Below are 17,528 nucleotides of genomic sequence, written 5' to 3'. Positions count from 1 at the left end.
ATGACCCGACCGATCCGCTCCATCACGCTCGGCCTGGCCTGGCGGTTGTTCCTGGCGCAGGCCTTCACTGTGTCGTTCGCGGTGGTCGCGTTGATCCTGACCTGGGGCGACAAGGACACTTGGGGAATGGACATGTTCACGGCCGAGGCGGTAGCCAAAGCCGTGCACAGCGAAGGCGGCCGGCTGGTACTGGACCAGGCGCGCTGGGACAGGCTCAATGCCGGGGCGGGGGGCAACCTCTGGTTCGCGGCGGTTGATGACAGGGGCACGTGGCTGGAGCGCGGCACGATTCCTGCGGTCCACGCCCCGTTGCTGGCACGCTTGCCGACGGTGGGCGCCACCGAACTGGGTTCACTGGTGCCGCCCTATCTGGACGTTGCGCGGGTGATGATCCGCAACGAGGATGGGCGGCGCATCACGGTGATGGTGGGCGGGGCGCCGAAGGGCGGGCTGCTGGACGGCGCACTGATGGTGCTGCGCCTGATCGGCCTGTGGTTCTTCCTGCCGCTGATCGTGATCACGCTGCTGGTGATGCCGACCGTGATCCACCGTGCGATGCGCGGCGTGCGTCGGTCCGCACAGCAGGCCAAGGAGCTGGATATCGGCCAGCCGGGTGCGCGGCTGGATGCGCAGCTGGTGTCGACCGAGGTCGCGCCGCTGGTGGAAGCTTTCAACGACGCGATCGACAAGGTGCAGCAGGGCTATGCAGCACGTGACAAGTTCCTCGCCGATGCCGCGCACGAGCTGCGGGTGCCGATTGCAGTGGTACAGGCGCGCTTGTCGCAGCTGCCGCAGGGTGAGCTGAAATCGCAGCTGCTGACCGACGTGGCGCGGCTCGGCAACGTCGCCGAGCACCTGCTTGACCTGCAGCGGCTCGATCGCAATGTCGGCGCACTGCAGCGGCTGGATCTGGCGCTGCTGGTGCGTGAAGCGGCCGCCGATCTGGCGCCACTGGTGGTCGGCGCCGGCTATGGCTTCGAGGTGGATGCGCCGGAGTCGCCCGTGTGGATCCATGGCGACAGCCTGGCGCTGGGGCGGGTGATCGCCAACCTGGTGCACAACGCCATCGTCCACGGCGGCGGGCGCGGCACCATCTGCGTGCGCCTGGATGCACGTGGTCTTCTGGAAGTCAGCGATCAGGGCGCCGGTATTCCGGTGAGTGACCGTGAAGCGATCTTCGAGCCGTTCCATCGCCTGCGCGCGGCGGGCAGCGGCAGTGGCCTCGGCCTGCATCTGGTGAAGGAAATCGTGCAGCATCACGGCGGCTCGGTCAGTGTCGGCGAGGCCACCGGCGGTGGTGCCAGCTTCCGGGTCAACTTCCATCGCGGCACCGTCCGGCGCTGACAGCCGCGCGGGGGAAACCCCGATAGGCAGCCTGTAGCGCCTGGCGGCAGGCTGATGGAATGGCTTCCGAACGTTCCGCGCCGGCCCTGTTCGGCCCCGGCTGCGCTGCCGGCCTGGTGCTGGGCGCGCTGGCCTGCGTGCAGATGCCGGCGCTGCTGCCGCTGTGGCTGAGCGCGCCGATGGCGGTTGCCGGCGGCGCGGGCTGGCTGCTGCGCTGGCGCGGCCGCCCCTGGGCTGCAATCGTGCTCGGCCTGGCATGGGCAACATTGCACGGGCATTGGGCGCTGCACGGCCAGCTGCCACCCGGCGCGCCGCCGCAGGATGTGCGGGTGAGCGGACGGGTCGCCGATCTTCCGCAGCGGGGGGCCGGCTACACCCGTTTCGTGTTGCACGTGGATGAGGCCGATGCGCTGCCAGCGCTGCGCGGCAAGCGCCTGCAGGTCACCTGGAACGATCCGTGGCGCGGGTCGTCAGCGCACGAGGCCGAGGGTGGGCGGCATGCGGTTCGTGCGGGATCGCATTGGCAGTTGCCGCTGCGCGTGCGTGCGCCACGTTCGCGGATCAATCCCGGCGGCGTCGACGGCGAACGCCATGCCTTGCTGCGCGGCATCTCCGGCAATGGCACGGTACGCGACCCGGGGGCTGCGCGTGAGCGCGCGCCTGCGCAGGGCCTGCCAGCCTGGCGCGAGCGCAGCAGTGACGCCATCGCTACGCAGGTGGCACATCCTGCCGCGCGGTTCGTGCAGGCCTTGGCGCTGGGCGATACCCGCGGGCTGTCCGATGCCGACTGGGAGCACCTGCGCGCGCTGGGCCTGACCCATCTGGTCGCCATTTCCGGTTTTCACGTGGGCGTGGTGGCGGGCTTCGGGGTACTGCTGTGCCGCTTGTCGTGGTGGCTGTGCCCGGTGCTGGGACGTTGCTGGCCACGGCCACAGGCGGCGGCATGGGGTGCAGCGCTGGCCGCAGCCGCCTATGCCGTGGCCGCCGGCGGCGCGCTGCCAACGGTGCGCGCGGCGCTGATGATCGGGCTGGTGGCACTGGCCCGTGCCGGACGTCGCCCGGTGGGTGCGGGGCAGGGGTTGGCCCTGGCCGCGATGGTGATGCTGCTGCCGGCGCCGCTGTCGGTGTTGTCGGCCGGCTTCTGGCTCAGCTTTGGCGGGGTGCTGTGGCTGCTGTGGTGCCTGCCGCGAACCGGGCCGGAGGGCGCCGGTGGGGGCCTGCGTGGCTTCCTGGCCGCCCAGGGCGTGGCCAGCCTCGGCCTGTTGCCGCTGTGCGTGGCCCTGTTCGGCGGCACCGCGCGGTTGGGGCCGCTGGTCAACCTGCCGATCATTCCGTGGTGGACGTTGCTGGTGGTGCCGTTGTCGTTGCTGGGTACGGGGCTGCATGCGCTGCACGAGGGAGCCGGCCGCTGGTCCTGGCGTGCTGCGGCCTGGCTGTTCGAGCTGAGCTGGCAGGCGCTGCAGCCACTGGCGCTGCACCCGCAGGCCATGTGGTGGTTGGCCGAGGCGCCGCGCTGGGCCGTACCGGCGGCATTGGCGGGGGTGTTCTGGTGGCTGCTGCCACGCGGCGCCGGCGGTGGCCTGGCGGGCCTGCTGCTGTGCCTGCCGCTGTTGTGGCCGGCGCGGCATGCACCGGCCGAGGGGGAACTGGAGCTGCTGGTGCACGATGTGGGGCAGGGCACAGCGGTGCTGGTGCGTACAGCGCGGCACGCACTCTGGTACGACGTAGGGCCTCCGACCGGCGGCGAGGGCAACGAGCGCATTCTGGTCCCGGCCCTGCGCGCGCTCGGCCAGGCGCCGCCCCGGCAGGTGATGCTCAGCCATGACCATCTTGATCACACCGGCAGCCTGTCCAGCCTGCGACGGCAGCTGTCCGGACTGCAGCTGCTGGCGCCACCGGGCAGCACCATCGCCGGCGCCACGCCCTGCCAGCAGGGGCTGCGCTGGCGGTGGGACGGGGTAGATTTCCAGGTCCTGCACCCGGCGCCGGGCAGCCGTGAGGCCGAGAACGAAGACAGCTGCGTGCTGCGCATCGCCAGCCCCCACGGCGTGGTCCTGCTGCCGGGTGACATCGGCCGACCGGCCGAGCGGACGCTGCTGCAGTCGTCTCCGGCCGCGCTGAAGGCGGATGTGGTGCTGGTGCCGCATCATGGCAGCGGTGGCAGCTCCAGCGCGCCGTGGGTGGCCGCCGTGGCGCCACGGTTGGCGGTGGTTTCGGCCGGCCACCGCAACCGTTTCGGCCATCCACGCCAGGACGTGGTCCAACGCTGGCAGGCGCAGGGGGCGGAAGTGCTGGCCACGGCCGACTCCGGCGCGATCCGCGTATGGCTTGGTGCACAAGGGCTGCAGCTGCGTGAACAGCGTATCCACGCATCCCGGTGGTGGGATGCCGCTGGGCGGGCGCGGTCGGCTGCTATCCTATCGCCGAACGAACAAGCGGCCGTTGGGCCGGAGGGTTGAAACGTGTGGGAACTGGTCAAGGCCGGTGGCTGGCCGATGGTGCCGCTGCTGCTGTTGGGCGTACTGGCTTTGGCGATCATCCTGGAGCGTTTCTGGTCCCTGCGGCGGACTGAAGTGATGCCGCCCGGCCTCGGCCAGGAAGTGCGCAACTGGGCCGCACGCGGCAAGCTTGACCCGGCGCACCTGCAGACCCTGCGCGCCAACTCGCCGCTGGGCGCGCTGCTGGCCGCTGCGCTGGAAGCGCGCAACCGCCCGCGCGACCAGATCCGCGAGCGGATCGAGGACACCGGGCGCCACCTGGTGCACCGCATGGAGCGCTTCCTCAACGCGCTGGGCACCATCGCCTCGGCCGGCCCGCTGCTGGGCCTGCTGGGCACCGTGATCGGCATGATCCAGATGTTCCTGGGCATCCTCGACCATGGCGTGGGCGACGTGAACCAGCTGGCCGGCGGCATCGGCAAGGCGCTGGTGTGCACCGCCACCGGCATGATCGTGGCCATCCCGGCGCTGATGTTCCATCGCTATTTCAAGGGCCGGATCCACGGCTATGTGGTGGAAATGGAACAGGAAGCCAGTGCCCTGCTGGATACGCTCGACGGCCGCCCCGGGGTGATGAACCCGGCCGCGCCGGCGCGGCCAGCCCACGCTGCCACGGCGAAGGCCTGATCGATGCGTATCGGCAATGACCGATCCCAGGATGAGCCGCATATCGATCTGGTGCCGCTGATCGACGTCATCCTGGTGCTGATCATCTTCTTCGTGGTCACCACCACCTTCGATGCGCGCTCGACGCTGCAGGTGCAGCTGCCGACCGCCAGCCAGCAGCCCAGCAACGAGCCGCCGCGCTCGCTCAGCGTGCTGATCAACGCCGAAGGCCGCTATTTCATCAATGACCAGGAAGTGCTGCGCAGCGATGTCGAGTCGGTCAAGCAGACCATCGCATCGGTCGCCGGCAGCGATCGCAGCCAGCCGGTGCTGCTGCGCGCCGACGCACGCACTCCCTACCAGGCCGTGGTGACTGCGCAGGACGCGCTCGGTCAGCTCGGTTTCCGTCGTATCGCCATTGCAACTGCGCCAGAGGTGCGTCCATGAGTTCCCATCACGCGCCGGTGTGGCCGATCTACAAACGTCTGCTGGGCTACACCCGCACCTACTGGGTGTTCATGGTGGGCGCGGTCATCGCCATGGTGGTCGAAGCCCTGGCCGGCTATCACTTCACCAAGCTGATGGAGCCGCTGGTCAACGAGGGGTTTGTCGATCCGCAGCCGCGCGCGGCCGTGGTCCTGCCGCTGACCATCCTCGGCCTGTTCCTGATGCGCAGCGTGGCCACCTGGGTCAGCGACTATACGCTGGCCAAGACCGGCCGCAGCGTGGTCCGCGACCTGCGTGAGCAGGTGCTGCAGAAGTACCTGCACCTGCCGTCGTCGCACTTCGACACCGAAGCAACGCCGGTGATGGTCAGCCGCCTGAACTTCGATACCGAGCAGGTCACCCAGGCCAGCGCCGACGCGCTGAAGACCGTGGTGGCCGATACCCTCACCATCATCGCGATGCTGGCGGTGATGCTGCAGATGAGCGTCAAGGTAACCCTGGCGATGCTGCTGGTGGTGCCGCTGATCGGTGCCATCGTGTCCTACGTGGGCAAGCGCTATCGTCGCATCAGCCGCGGCATCCAGGACGGCATGGGCACGATGGCGCAGACCGCCGAGCAGTCCTTGGCGGCGCAGCAGGAAGTGAAGGTGCACGGCACCCAGCAGCATGAGATCTCGCGCTACTCGCGCCTGGCCAACCGCATGCTGGCGCTGAACATGAAGGTCGAGGTGACCCGCGCAGCGGCGTCCAGCGTGGTGCAGTTCCTGGCCGCACTGGCGCTGGCGGTGATCGTCTGGGTGTCGACCCGCGAAGCCCTGGCCGGCCGCCTCAATGCCGGCCAGTTCATGGGCCTGATGACCTCGATGATGGCGATCATTCCATCGCTGCGGCGCCTGACCAGCGTGCAGACCTCGATTTCGCGCGGCGTGTCCGCCGCCGAGCGCCTGTTCGGCATCCTCGACATGCCGGTGGAGCGCGACGAAGGCCAGCACCGCGTGCAACGCGTGCGTGGCGAACTGGCGTTCGACCACGTCATGCTGCGCTACCGCGAAGACAGTGGCATCGCCCTGGACGACATCAGTTTCGTTGCCAGGCCGGGTACGGTGACGGCCATTGTCGGCCGTTCCGGCAGCGGCAAGACCAGCCTGATCCGGCTGGTGCCACGCTTCTACGAGCCCAGTGGCGGCGTCATCACCCTCGATGGCGTGGCGCTGGATGACTATCCGCTGGCTGACCTGCGCCGGCAGGTGGCGATCGTCGGGCAGAAGGTGATGCTGTTCGATGACACAATCGCCGCCAACATCGCCTATGGCATGGAAGCGACCGACGAGCAGATCCGCGCGGCGGCCGAAGCCGCCAACGCGTGGGAGTTCATCGCACGCATGCCGCAGCAGCTGCAGACGCCGGTAGGCGAGAACGGCGCGCTGCTGTCCGGTGGCCAGCGCCAGCGCCTGGCGATCGCCCGCGCGATCCTGCGCGACGCCCCGATCCTGATCCTCGACGAAGCCACTGCGGCGCTGGACAACGAATCCGAGCGCCTGGTACAGGACGCGCTGCAGCGCCTGATGCCCGAACGCACCACGCTGGTCATCGCGCACCGGCTGTCGACCATCGAGCATGCCGACCAGGTGCTGGTGATGGACCATGGCCGCATCGTTGAACGCGGCACGCACAAGGAGCTGCTCGAGCTGGGCGGCCTGTACCAGCATCTGCACAGCATGCAGTTCCGCGAAAGGCAGGACTGATGGCCGGCAAGGGTACCCAGACCCCGGCGTACTGGTACGACGGCAGCCCGGTTCCGTGGGCGATGCGCCTGCTGGCACCGCTGTACGCCGGCGTCACCGCGCTGCGCCGGCGCGCCTATCGGCGTGGCTGGCGCAAGCGTTACACGCTGCCGGTGCCGGTCATCGTGGTTGGCAACATCACCGCCGGTGGCACTGGCAAGACGCCGCTGACCATCGCACTGGTGGAGCGCCTGCGTGCCGCCGGCTGGAAGCCGGGCGTGGCCAGCCGCGGTTACGGGCGCGAGGATGCCGACACGCCGCTGTGGGTAAAGGCCGACACGCCAACCGCCAAGGGCGGTGACGAGCCGGTGCTGATCGCCTGGAAGACCGGCGTGCCGGTGCGCGTGGACAGTGATCGGGTTGCTGCCGGCAAGGCGCTGATCGAGGCCGGCTGCGATGTGATCGTCTGCGACGACGGTTTGCAGCACTACCGGCTGGCGCGCGACATCGAGATCGAAGTGGTCGATGCGCAGCGTCGCTATGGCAATGGCCGGATGATTCCGGCCGGGCCGCTGCGCGAGCCGGTCAGCCGCGCCAGCGAATGCGATTTCCGCGTGGTCAATCTCGGTCAGGCCGATGAGGAGACTGCGGCACAGGCCTGTGGCTTCGGCCAGTGGCCGATGGCCCTGCACATCGACAGTGCGCAGCCGCTGGCCGGTGGCCGCGCGCGCCCGCTGGCGTACTTCAAGGGCCAGCGCGTGCATGCGGTGGCCGGCATCGCCCATCCACAGCGCTTCTTCGACATGCTGCGCGCGCGTGGCATCGGCGTCGTGCCGCATGCGTTCGCCGACCACCAGGCCTATCAGCCGCAGGACCTGTCCTTCGGCAGCCAGCTGCCGGTACTGATGACCGAAAAGGATGCGGTGAAATGCCGGGCGTTCGGCAACGACTGGCACTACGCGGTTCCGCTGCGCGCCGAGTTGCCCGCCGCGTTCTGGGTGGCGCTGACTGACCGCCTGGACAAGCTGCGACCGAACTGAGCGGCGCAGCGGCGCTTGCATTCACGCGCCGCCGGCCGCATTCCCCTTGTAACGAGCCTGCCGAGTACCGCCCCATGACCGAATTCGTCGTCGCCATCCCGGCCCGCTATGCCGCCTCGCGGCTGCCCGGCAAGCCGTTGCGCCTGCTGGGTGGTGAACCGCTGGTACTGCACGTGGCGCGCCGCGCGCTGCAGGCCGGCGCCCGGGAGGTCTGGGTAGCGACCGACGATCAGCGCATTGCCGATGCGCTGTCCGGGCTGGCCGAGGTGAAGGTGGCGATGACCGCGACCACGCATGCCTCGGGTACCGATCGCCTGGCCGAGTGCGCACGCATTGCCGGCTGGGCCGATGACACGGTGGTGGTCAACCTGCAGGGCGACGAACCGTTCGCACCGGCGACCGGCATCCGCGCGGTGGCAGATGCGCTGGTCGCTGGCACTGCGCCGATGTCGACTCTCGCCACGACCGTCGAGGACGCGCACACCCTTTTCGACCCGAACGTCGTGAAGCTAGTGCGCAACGTGCGCAACGAGGCGATGTACTTCAGCCGCGCGCCGATCGCCTGGCACCGCGACGGCTTCGCACGCAGCCGCGACACGCTGCCGGACGGCCACCACTGGCTGCGCCACATCGGCATCTACGGCTACCGCGCCGGTTTCCTGCAGCGGTTCGCGGCGATGCCGCCAGGCCAGCTGGAGCAGGTCGAATCGCTGGAACAGCTGCGCGTGCTGGAAGCGGGCTACCCGATCAGCGTGGCGATCTCGCCCGAACCGTTCCCGCCGGGCATCGACACGCCCGAGGACCTGGAGCGCGCCGAGCGGCTGCTGCAGGCGATGGCCGCGCGATGAGGCTGCTGGTCGTCTGCCTCGGCAACATCTGCCGTTCGCCGATGGCCGAAGGTGCGCTGCGTGCACGCCTGGAGGCCTCGCCGCTGGCCGGGCGGGTGCAGGTGGATTCGGCCGGCACCGGCGACTGGCACGTGGGCGAGCCACCGGACCGGCGTGCGATCGCCTGCGCGGCCGGGCACGGTGTGGACATCGGCAGCCTGCGCGCACGCCAGCTGCAGGCCGCGGATTTCGACCGTTTCGACTGGATCCTGTGTGCCGACGAGGCCAACCTGCGTGACGCCGGTCGCCTGGCGTCGGTGGCGCAGCGCGAACGGCTGGCGCTGTACCTGCCCTGGTCCGGCGCGCAGGGGCGGATCGCGATCCCCGATCCGTACACCGGCGGGAGCGATCATTTCGAACAGGTCTGGTCGCTGGTCGACGATGCTGCAAAACGTGCAGTGGCACGACTGTTGCATGACGCCGACTCCGGCATAATCGGATCATGAACGTCCAGCCCGTCCCGGACCTGCCCGAGTTCGCCACCTGGCTCAACGCCACCCCCTGCACCCTGACCGAACTGCGCGGCCGGCCGGTCGCGCTGCTGTTCGTCAATGCGGCCTCCGCCTGGAGCGCGCAACGCCTGGCTGAGTTCGGCCAATGGCTGTCGCGCCATCCGGGCAAGCTGCAGCCGCTGGTGCTGCAGGTGCCGCGCTTCGATTTCGAACGTGACGCCAGCGCTGCACTGAAACTGCTGCGTCGCCAGGGCCTGACCATGCCTGTGCTGCTGGATGCCGACTGGGATGGCTGGCGCCGCTTCGGCGTCAGCGCCTGGCCGACCCTGGTGCTGCTGGATGCACAGGGCAGGGAGCAGCAACGGCTGATCGGGCTGGGGGCCCCCGGTGAACTGGAACGCGCCTTGAACGCGCTGTGCCAGGGAGCCCCTTCGGCGCCGTCGCGCGGGGGCAGCGAACTGCATCCGGAACCGCGCCAGGCCCTGCGCTTCCCGTTGGGGCTGGCAGTCAGCACCGAGCGCCTGTACATCGCCGACAGTGGCCACCACCGCATCCTTGAATGCAGCCACGGTGGCCGCATCCTGCGCCAGTTCGGCCTCGGTACCGCCGATTTCATGGATGGCAACCTTGCCGAAGCGGCATTCCATCGCCCGCAGGCGCTGGTGCTGGAGCGCGATTCGCTGTACGTGGCCGATACCGGCAACCATGCCGTGCGCCGCATCAACCTGTTGACCGGCATCGTCGACACCCTGTGTGGCAACGGGCGCCCCGGTGCGCCGGTGGAAGGTCCGGTTGCGCAGCCGCGGCAGGTCTCGCTGGACCACCCGGTCGGCTTGGCCATTGCCGACAACCAGCTGCACATCGCGATGGCCGGCGACAACCGCATCTGGAGCTACCACCTGGGCCAGCGCAGCCTGCAATGGCGCGCAGGCAGCGGCTCCATTGACGAGCGTGATGGCAGCGGCCATCTGGCGGCCTTCGCCCAGCCCACCGGGCTCGCCGTGGTGCAGCAGGTGCTGTACGTGGCCGATGCGCTGGGTTCCTCGATCCGCGCGCTTCAGCTGCGTGGCGACCTGGTGCAGACCCTGGTCGGGCAGGGGCCCTGGCGCTTCGGCAGTGAAGACGGTCCCCGCGCCCAAGCCAGCCTGCAGTTCCCGCAGGCCATCGCGCTGAGCCCGGATGCGCCGCTGCTGTGGATTGCCGATACCGGCAACGGCCGCCTGCGCACGCTGCGCCTGGGCGGAGGCGAACTGACGACCCAACCGCTGCCGCGTCGCCTGCATGGCCCGGCCGGCCTGGCGGTGGGGGCCGGGGCGGTGTGGATTGCCGAGACCGACGCCCATGCCGTGCTGCGATTCGATCCCGACAGCGGCGTGCTCAGCGAAGTGCCGATCAGCGAATGACCGACGTTCCCGCCCCGGCCTTCGACGGCAAGGCCTTCGCGGCCCAGCTCAGCACCGCGCCCGGCGTGTACCGCATGTACGCCGCCGACGACACCCTGCTGTATGTGGGCAAGGCCCGTGCACTGCGCAATCGCGTTGGCAGCTACTTCAACGGCAGTCCGAAGAACGCGCGGATCATGTCGATGATCTCGCAGATCGCGCGCATGGACGTGACCGTCACACGCTCGGAAGCCGAGGCGCTGCTGCTGGAAAACCAGCTGATCAAATCGCTCTCGCCGCGCTACAACGTCTCCCTGCGCGACGACAAGACCTACCCGCATGTACTGCTGACCCGCGAGGACTGGCCGCGCATCGCGCTGCATCGCGGCCCGCGCGCCATTCCAGGCCGCTATTTCGGGCCTTACCCGGGCGTGACCGCGGTACGCGAAACGCTGAACCTGATGCACAAGCTGTTCAAGCTGCGCAGCTGCGAGGACAGCGTGTTCCGCAACCGTTCGCGGCCGTGCCTGCAGTACCAGATCGGCCGTTGCAGCGCGCCGTGCGTGGAGCTGGTAGCGCCTGCCGAGTACGCCGAATCGGTGCGCCGCGCCGCGCTGTTCCTGGAGGGCAAGAGCGACGAACTGACGCGCGAGCTGGGCGAGCAGATGCAGGCCGCCAGCGAGGCACTGGAATTCGAGCAGGCCGCGCGCCTGCGTGACCTGATTTCCTCGCTGCGCAGCATGCAGACCCGCCAGTACGTGGATGGCCGTGCTGCCGACCTGGACGTGCTGGCGGTGGCCATGCAGGGGTCGCAGGCCTGCGTGCTGCTGCTGGCCTTCCGAGATGGCCGCAACCTCGGCACCCGCCCGTTCTTCCCGCGCACCAACGGCGAGGAAAGCCCGGAGGAAGTGCTGGCCGCGTTCGTTTCGCAGTACTACATCGAATTCGAGCCGCCGCGCGAGATCCTGCTGGACCGCGAAATTCCCGATGCCGACCTGCTGGTTGCCGCGCTCTCGGCCTCGGCCGAGCGCAAGGTGCAGCTGAAGTGGAACGTGCGCGGCGAGCGCGCCGGCTACGTGGAACTGGCCAGCCGCAACGCGCAGCTGACCCTGGCCACCGAACTCAACAGCCGCAACGCGCAGCAGGCGCGCAGCGACGCACTGCGCGACATGCTGGGCCTGGCCGAGCCGGTCAAGCGGGTCGAATGTTTCGACATCAGTCACACCCTGGGCGAGGCCACCGTGGCCTCGTGCGTGGTGTTCGACGCCGCCGGTCCGGTGCGCGCGCAGTATCGCCGCTTCAACATCAGCGGCATCGAGCCGGGCGATGACTACGCCGCCATGCGCCAGGCCATCGACCGCCGCTTCCGCCGTGCGGTGGAAGAGCAGGGCGTGCTGCCGGACGTGCTGCTGATCGACGGCGGCGCCGGGCAGCTGGCGCAGGCGCAGGCCGCACTGGCCGACCTGGGCGTGGAAGGCGTGCTGCTGGTGGGCGTGGCCAAGGGCGTGGAGCGCCGCGCCGGCCACGAAGCGCTGGTAATGCCCGATGGCCGCGAGCTGCGCCCGGGCGCGGCCAACCCGGCACTGCAGTTCATCCAGCAGGTTCGCGACGAGGCGCACCGTTTTGCCATCACCGGCCACCGTGGGCGCCGCCAGAAGGCACGGATGACCAGCAAGCTGGAGGATATCCCCGGCATCGGGCCGCGCCGCCGCGCCAGCCTGCTCAAGCATTTCGGTGGCCTGGTGGGCCTGAAAGCCGCTGGCGAAGCGGAAATCGCCAAGGTGGAAGGCATCAATGACGCCCTCGCGGCACGTATCTACGCTAACCTGCACGGGTTGGCCACGCCCGATGCGGCCGAGTAGAGAGAGAAGCACGCAAGCATGAAGTTGACCCTGCCCACCTGGCTGACGTTGTTGCGGATCGTGATGATCCCGGTGCTGGTGCTGGTGTTCTACCTGCCCTACACCTGGACCAACTTCGCTTCGGCGGCGATCTTCGGCCTGGCCGCGATCACCGACTGGCTCGATGGCTGGATCGCACGCCGTTACCAGCTGGAGTCGGCCTTCGGCGCGTTCCTCGATCCGGTCGCGGACAAGCTGATGGTGGCAGTAGCGCTGTTCCTGATCGTGCAGGGCCACCCGACGCCGTGGATGGCGTTCTGGGCGGCGGTCATCGTCGGCCGCGAGATCGCGGTGTCGGCGCTGCGCGAATGGATGGCCGAACTGGGCCAGCGCGCCAAGGTACGCGTGGCGATGATCGGCAAGGTCAAGACCACCGCGCAGATGGTCGCGCTGTTGTGCCTGCTGTATTCGGTGGCCCCCAACGTGCCGGTGGAAGACATCTGGATGGGCTGGCCGGTGTTCCATATCGGCGACTGGACCCTGGCCATTGCCGCGGTGCTGACCCTGTGGTCGGGCCTGCAGTACCTGCACGCCGCCTGGCCGAGCCTGCGCGATGACGAGCGCGCTGCGCGCGAGCGTGCGCGGCAGAAGAAGCTGGGCAACTGAGCCCATCGATGCGCGTATTCACGCATGGCGCGGATACGCGACGCCGGGCACCTCGCAGACCCTGAAAAAAGCGCTTGACGGCATCCTTGGAATAGGTAAAATTTCGCCTCCCAAGCGGGAATAGCTCAGTTGGTAGAGCGCAACCTTGCCAAGGTTGAGGTCGCGAGTTCGAGTCTCGTTTCCCGCTCCAGATTCAAGAATGACGCTCCCGCAAGGGAGCGTTTCTCGTTGTGGGCCACCGAAGCGTGTTGAGCCGATTGCGGCCGGGGTCTGAGAGTTGCTCGACGTTTGTGTGAGGGGATGGGGCATCAACGCTTGTCGTCAGGCCGGTCGACCATCACCGCGCGCCTGACTTGGTCTCAGGCCAGTCCGCTATCAACGGAGAAGGGGCGAGGCGGGCGAGCAGCTAGCAGGGCTTGCCAAGCAGTTGCGCGCGAGGCTTGGTGTCCGCCAGGAAAACTCCCATCCATGCGTCCATCACTCTGAAGACATCAATGGCGAATTCTGGAGTTGCAGGATGCTCATGCCACCAAATCAAACCATCCGAATCATCATGGCTGTCGGCGTTCACTGCGACATAGTCTCCGCTGCCGTTCGAGAATACGGTGATCCAACCTGCCACAAAAGAATCGTCTGCCTCATCGACCAGTTCGGAGACCCGTGACTGGTCGCCAAGGCGTTGCGGGCCCATGGAGCGCGCAGGAAAGAAGGTGTAACCGTCGTGCACTTCGCGATAGAAGTCCTGCAGTCTGCTGGGCAGATGCTTGAACTCAAAGGTCTCTGTGGCTGCACCTTCGACGGGCCTTCCACCTAGGTAGTAGTAGAGGCCGTTTCCGTCATGAAAGATGTACGCCAATTCAGTTTCATCACCTAGTAGCAGTGCTGTGCCCAGCAGGCAGTCCTTGAATAGTGCAATTGTGGATGGGAACTCATTGGAGAATGAGCGCCAGCCATCAGGAAAGAACGGGGCGACGTGCGGCCTGAGTCCAAAGTTCTCCCAGCTCCTGGGCAGTGCGACATCTTTAGGTACATCATCGGGTGAAAGACATACCTTACGATATGGGAATGTATCGCCAAGGTCCTTGGCAATGTCATCAAGCGTAGTCATTTCATTCTTCCTAAAGCGAACCGGAATCACTCCCTGCAAACTAATCGTTCTGCCGCTCGATAAACTCGTCTGTCTCGAAACTCTGAATAAGCATCTGCTCAGCCTCTTGACAGTGTACTCATTCCGAATGGCTTGTTGTACGTTGCTATGCTGAGCGGAATGGGTCCATGCAAATAGTCCGAAAAGACGCAGCAAACGCCCATGTTTCGAATCCAATGTGACCGAACATTTATGGGCGACGAGGAAGGGTCCGTCAGCCTTTGGAGCAGTGCCAGTCATCCGGCGAAGATTGGCGCGCGCCGGAGGGAATAGCTCAGTTGGTAGAGCGCAACCTTGCCAAGGTTGAGGTCGCGAGTTCGAGTCTCGTTTCCCGCTCCAGATTCAAGAAAAACACTCCCGCAAGGGGGCGTTTTTCGTTTGCGCGTTTCGCGGCGCGCAGTTCATGGTTGGCATCGACAATCGCAGAGCCACCCAGCGCCCGTGTCGCTCAGTGCAACTTTCTTGATTACTGGCCGATTGAGTACTTGAGGCCAGGATCAACACCAAATGGATCTATCCAATCACAGACGACCGCGTGAAGATCCTGGTCTAAGCGGATCTGCTTCGCACTGTGGTGGCCTGACCCCGAGCGGGCCTGGCAGCAGTGCTTCGGCGTGGGGTGCCGTGCCGTCGGTAGTCACCCGAATTTCAGATGCTCCTAGCATCAAACAGCTTGATGCTCGCGCCTGCAGTTGAACTTAAGGACAGCGCTGCGGAAGCTCTCCGGGAGCTGAGCATGAGTCGCCGTTTGATGAAGGGAGAGCGGGTGACTCATCAGAGGGTGATCAAATTTCTCGGGATTGACTAGTCCGTTCCATGTTCGGATCTGCAGGAATGTAATTATTTCATAGGGGAAAAGCATGGTGTATTCGTAGTCAAATTCTGCAATGTCGTCGGGTGTGATGGGGGTGGTGTTGGATATGTGGAATTCAGCCATTTCCGAAATCAGGCTTTGGACGATTTTTTCATCGCGTGTATCCCAGTTTTCTAATGCGCGCTCATAAGGAAGTAGATGGGCAGGGTGCGAAATGTTGGACACATCTAGTTCCACGTTCATGGTTTTCAGATGGAGCTTCATCATGAACCAAAGGTGTGAGAATAGCTCGCCTTTTTCATTTTTTGGATTGGTTGAGGTAGAGAAGTCAAGCAAGGGTGAAGTGAGTCCTTCGATCAGAATTTCATGCCTGGCAGTAAATTCGTCCTTCTGGTTAGCCGCGGCGGCAAGTCCAAGGGATAGAGATGCGTCGTTGGGGAGTATGGAGATATTTAACCCCTCAGCGATTAGGGTCCTGGCAAGCGCAAGGGATTGGCCACTGTATAGGGACGCCAAGCAGAGGTGCTCTGAACTCGAAATGCCCGAAAGGAGATCCTTCTCGTAGTTGATTGTGTGCCAGATGGATAAATCCAATGACGCTTGGCTCAGTGTGAAGTGATCGGCTTTATCATCGAGGTAGTGGGAAATGACGCTGGATGGTTCTGTCAGGAATAGCTCCCGATTTATGGGCATATCTGGCCATTGCTTGACCCATCTGCGCACTTTTTTGTCCAGTCTGCTCATCTGGGCCGTAGTGTTCATTGCTCTCCTCGCTATCTGCATGGATCTGGACGAAAGATTTGGGTGCTTTGACGAATCCTCGGCTTGGATCATCAATGGATCGGTAATGTTTCTCATGCTTGGTTGACCAGCCCTTGAGTTTGTACCGGAACCGACTCGTTGGATGGCGATGGACTATCGGATGCGGTTTCGCTTCCGTCCATGCAACTTGTCTGAAATAGGCCTGCCAATCACGGCCTTTCTCAGCTTCATCCCCACTTCACCGCCACTCCTTCGGCTCATCACGCGGCAGTTCGACGCTGCATCTCCGACTCTCCACGGCGATGCCGCAATGCCTCACACTCCCTCCGCCTACGATCACGATGTGGTCATCGTCGGCGCCAGTTTCGCCGGTGCCGCCTGCGCATTGGCCGCTGTCCAGTACGGGCTGCGCGTCTGCGTGCTGGAACGCAAGGCCGACCCCGGTGAGCGCCTGCACACCACCGGCATCGTGGTGAAGGAAGCGATGGAGCAGACCTGGCTGGGGCGCATGCCCGAGCATCTGGTGCAGCGGGTCGCCAACGTGCGCCTGTATGCGCCGAACCTTCGCAGCGTGTTGCTGGCCGCACCGGGCTATTACTTCCTCACCACCGATACGCCGAACCTGATGCGCTGGCTGGCCAGCGAGCTGCATGCGAACGGTGTCGACCTGCGCCTGCAGCAGTCCTTCACCGACGCCCGTCGCTGCGGTGACGGCTGGCAGGTCGAAGGGGCAGGGCGGTGCGCCTATCTGGTCGGCGCAGATGGCGCACGCTCACGCGTGGCCCAGCGCACCGGCCTCGGCCAGGTACGTGACAACCTCTACGGCGTCGAACGTGAGTTCGCCGGCCTGCAGGTCGCGCAGGGCGACGCGCTGCATTGCTTCGTCAGCAAGCGCTACGCGCCGGGTTACATCGGCTGGGTCGCGCAGAATCCGACCGGCCTGCAGGTGGGATTAGCGCTGCGTCATGACCCGCAACAGGTGCGGCCGCCGGATATCGACGGCTTCCTCGACCACGTGCGCGGTGTGGTCAACATTCCGCCTTCGGCGCGCCCCTCGGCCACCCGCGCCGGCCTGGTGCCCTGCGGCCGGCCGGACGGGCCGATCACCGGCCAGCGCCTGATCCTGACCGGCGACGCTGCGGGCATCGTCTCGCCGCTGTCCGCCGGGGGCATCCAATCTTCGTGGCGGCACGGCTGGGCGGTCGGTGAGGCGATTGCCCGCCATCTGCGTGGGCAAGGGCCAGAAGCGGAACGGGTGGCGCGTCAGGTCGCCCCGGCGTTCCATGGCAAGCGCGTGCTGCGCTGGGCGATGGATCATCTGCAGGCCGATTGGCCGCTCGAAGTACTGCTGCATACAGCGGTCATGCGCCGCATTGCCGAACAGGTCTACTTCCATCGCCGCGGGCTGCGCACGTGAAGGGAGCAGGCAGGGGCGCCTGAACGCCACCCCCTCACTTCTCGTGAAAATTCCTGTTGACGCCGTGCAGCAATGCCGACACAATAGCGCTCCTTCGACGCAGGTCGAACGAAATCTGCGGGAATAGCTCAGTTGGTAGAGCGCAACCTTGCCAAGGTTGAGGTCGCGAGTTCGAGTCTCGTTTCCCGCTCCAGATTCAAGAAGAACGCTCCCGGAAGGGGGCGTTTTTCGTTTGTCGGGCCGGATGCGCCCATGGGTCGCCAGCAAGCGTTCGAGGCCGGTGGAGCGGTCAGCGCGATCACGATGCACCGACAGCCACCGCCGTGATCGAAGCGATTGGCTGCCAGCGGCGAGGATGTTCACGCGTGCGGCACGTCGAGCCGGGGAGACGTCGCAATGTGCAATGCGCCGTGAAAAGCATCCAGTGTTCTGTACCGGGAACGCGTTGAAAGCGCAGTGAAAGACTGGGGCAGCGCTGCCTGAACCGCACGCGTGTGGTGA

14 protein-coding genes and 2 tRNA genes are annotated in these 17,528 nt (G+C 66.3%); 14 read left to right on the top strand and 2 right to left on the bottom strand.

Translation table 11 applies throughout. The features are described from left to right. The 12 genes from O0J15_RS02495 (at position 1) to O0J15_RS02440 (ending at position 13,077) form a co-directional block, all read left to right on the top strand. Positions 1–1,344 (top strand): HAMP domain-containing sensor histidine kinase, encoded by a 1,344-nt coding sequence (locus tag O0J15_RS02495; RefSeq protein WP_308305020.1) that lies wholly within the window; start codon positions 1–3, stop codon positions 1,342–1,344. A gap of 59 nt (positions 1,345–1,403) precedes the next feature. After that, positions 1,404–3,803 (top strand): DNA internalization-related competence protein ComEC/Rec2, encoded by a 2,400-nt coding sequence (locus O0J15_RS02490; RefSeq protein ID WP_308305019.1) that lies wholly within the window; start codon positions 1,404–1,406, stop codon positions 3,801–3,803. A gap of 3 nt (positions 3,804–3,806) precedes the next feature. Continuing rightward, positions 3,807–4,469, top strand: coding sequence for a MotA/TolQ/ExbB proton channel family protein (locus O0J15_RS02485; protein WP_164144408.1), 663 nt, complete (start codon positions 3,807–3,809; stop codon positions 4,467–4,469). A gap of 3 nt (positions 4,470–4,472) precedes the next feature. Further along, positions 4,473–4,895: a biopolymer transporter ExbD gene (locus O0J15_RS02480; RefSeq protein ID WP_019658998.1), complete on the top strand. Its 423-nt coding sequence runs from the start codon at positions 4,473–4,475 to the stop codon at positions 4,893–4,895. Continuing rightward, positions 4,892–6,640, top strand: coding sequence for a lipid A export permease/ATP-binding protein MsbA (gene msbA / locus O0J15_RS02475; protein WP_134729525.1), 1,749 nt, complete (start codon positions 4,892–4,894; stop codon positions 6,638–6,640). The genes O0J15_RS02480 and msbA overlap by 4 nt, the downstream gene beginning before the upstream one ends. Next, on the top strand, positions 6,640–7,659 hold the full coding sequence (lpxK, locus tag O0J15_RS02470) for a tetraacyldisaccharide 4'-kinase (RefSeq protein WP_134734906.1): 1,020 nt from the start codon (positions 6,640–6,642) through the stop codon (positions 7,657–7,659). The genes msbA and lpxK overlap by 1 nt, the downstream gene beginning before the upstream one ends. Before the next feature lie 74 nt (positions 7,660–7,733). Then, a complete protein-coding gene (kdsB, locus tag O0J15_RS02465; protein WP_308305018.1) occupies positions 7,734–8,507 on the top strand; it encodes a 3-deoxy-manno-octulosonate cytidylyltransferase in 774 nt (257 codons plus the stop codon). After that, positions 8,504–8,992, top strand: a complete 489-nt coding sequence (locus tag O0J15_RS02460; protein WP_180877538.1) for a low molecular weight protein-tyrosine-phosphatase — start codon at positions 8,504–8,506, stop codon at positions 8,990–8,992. The genes kdsB and O0J15_RS02460 overlap by 4 nt, the downstream gene beginning before the upstream one ends. Then, positions 8,989–10,401, top strand: coding sequence for a hypothetical protein (locus O0J15_RS02455; protein WP_134734904.1), 1,413 nt, complete (start codon positions 8,989–8,991; stop codon positions 10,399–10,401). The genes O0J15_RS02460 and O0J15_RS02455 overlap by 4 nt, the downstream gene beginning before the upstream one ends. After that, positions 10,398–12,242 carry an excinuclease ABC subunit UvrC gene (gene uvrC / locus O0J15_RS02450; protein WP_164144415.1) on the top strand — a complete coding sequence of 615 codons (1,845 nt, stop codon included), beginning with the start codon at positions 10,398–10,400 and terminating at the stop codon, positions 12,240–12,242. Before O0J15_RS02455 ends, uvrC begins: the two co-directional genes overlap by 4 nt. Before the next feature lie 18 nt (positions 12,243–12,260). Further along, entirely contained in the window at positions 12,261–12,887 is a 627-nt protein-coding gene (gene pgsA / locus O0J15_RS02445; RefSeq protein WP_012510614.1) for a CDP-diacylglycerol--glycerol-3-phosphate 3-phosphatidyltransferase, read from the top strand. A 114-nt stretch (positions 12,888–13,001) separates the two neighbouring features. After that, positions 13,002–13,077, top strand: a tRNA-Gly gene (locus O0J15_RS02440). Positions 13,078–13,293: 216 nt separating this feature from the next. Here O0J15_RS02440 and O0J15_RS02435 read toward each other — a convergent pair. Together O0J15_RS02435 and O0J15_RS02430 are read right to left on the bottom strand one after the other, a co-directional pair. Beyond that, positions 13,294–13,995: a hypothetical protein gene (locus tag O0J15_RS02435; protein ID WP_308305017.1), complete on the bottom strand. Its 702-nt coding sequence runs from the start codon at positions 13,993–13,995 to the stop codon at positions 13,294–13,296. Between the two features lie 703 nt (positions 13,996–14,698). Beyond that, the gene (locus O0J15_RS02430; protein WP_308305016.1) at positions 14,699–15,610 is read right to left on the bottom strand and encodes a hypothetical protein; all 912 of its coding nucleotides are present in this window, start codon (positions 15,608–15,610) and stop codon (positions 14,699–14,701) included. Between the two features lie 310 nt (positions 15,611–15,920). Between O0J15_RS02430 and O0J15_RS02425 the strand changes: the two genes are divergently transcribed. Beyond that, positions 15,921–17,027, top strand: a complete 1,107-nt coding sequence (locus tag O0J15_RS02425; RefSeq protein ID WP_308305015.1) for an FAD-dependent oxidoreductase — start codon at positions 15,921–15,923, stop codon at positions 17,025–17,027. Positions 17,028–17,144: 117 nt separating this feature from the next. After that, positions 17,145–17,220: transfer RNA gene (locus O0J15_RS02420), tRNA-Gly, on the top strand. Positions 17,221–17,528 lie beyond the last annotated feature (308 nt).

Source organism: Stenotrophomonas sp. Sm10, from assembly GCF_030985515.1.
GTDB lineage: Bacteria > Pseudomonadota > Gammaproteobacteria > Xanthomonadales > Xanthomonadaceae > Stenotrophomonas > Stenotrophomonas hibiscicola.
Note: the sequence above shows the minus strand (reverse complement) of the source record. Positions and strands in the feature narration are given on the sequence as shown.

Bases quoted from the DNA above. Each gene is read 5' to 3' on its own strand.
- O0J15_RS02495 (WP_308305020.1), top strand. From the start codon at position 1: ATGACCCGACCGATCCGCTCCATCACGCTCGGCCTGGCCTGGCGGTTG.
- O0J15_RS02490 (WP_308305019.1), top strand. From the start codon at position 1,404: ATGGCTTCCGAACGTTCCGCGCCGGCCCTGTTCGGCCCCGGCTGCGCT.
- O0J15_RS02480 (WP_019658998.1), top strand. From the start codon at position 4,473: ATGCGTATCGGCAATGACCGATCCCAGGATGAGCCGCATATCGATCTG.
- msbA (WP_134729525.1), top strand. From the start codon at position 4,892: ATGAGTTCCCATCACGCGCCGGTGTGGCCGATCTACAAACGTCTGCTG.
- lpxK (WP_134734906.1), top strand. From the start codon at position 6,640: ATGGCCGGCAAGGGTACCCAGACCCCGGCGTACTGGTACGACGGCAGC.
- kdsB (WP_308305018.1), top strand. From the start codon at position 7,734: ATGACCGAATTCGTCGTCGCCATCCCGGCCCGCTATGCCGCCTCGCGG.
- O0J15_RS02460 (WP_180877538.1), top strand. From the start codon at position 8,504: ATGAGGCTGCTGGTCGTCTGCCTCGGCAACATCTGCCGTTCGCCGATG.
- O0J15_RS02455 (WP_134734904.1), top strand. From the start codon at position 8,989: ATGAACGTCCAGCCCGTCCCGGACCTGCCCGAGTTCGCCACCTGGCTC.
- uvrC (WP_164144415.1), top strand. From the start codon at position 10,398: ATGACCGACGTTCCCGCCCCGGCCTTCGACGGCAAGGCCTTCGCGGCC.
- pgsA (WP_012510614.1), top strand. From the start codon at position 12,261: ATGAAGTTGACCCTGCCCACCTGGCTGACGTTGTTGCGGATCGTGATG.
- O0J15_RS02435 (WP_308305017.1), bottom strand. From the start codon at position 13,995: ATGACTACGCTTGATGACATTGCCAAGGACCTTGGCGATACATTCCCA.
- O0J15_RS02430 (WP_308305016.1), bottom strand. From the start codon at position 15,610: ATGAACACTACGGCCCAGATGAGCAGACTGGACAAAAAAGTGCGCAGA.
- O0J15_RS02425 (WP_308305015.1), top strand. From the start codon at position 15,921: ATGCCTCACACTCCCTCCGCCTACGATCACGATGTGGTCATCGTCGGC.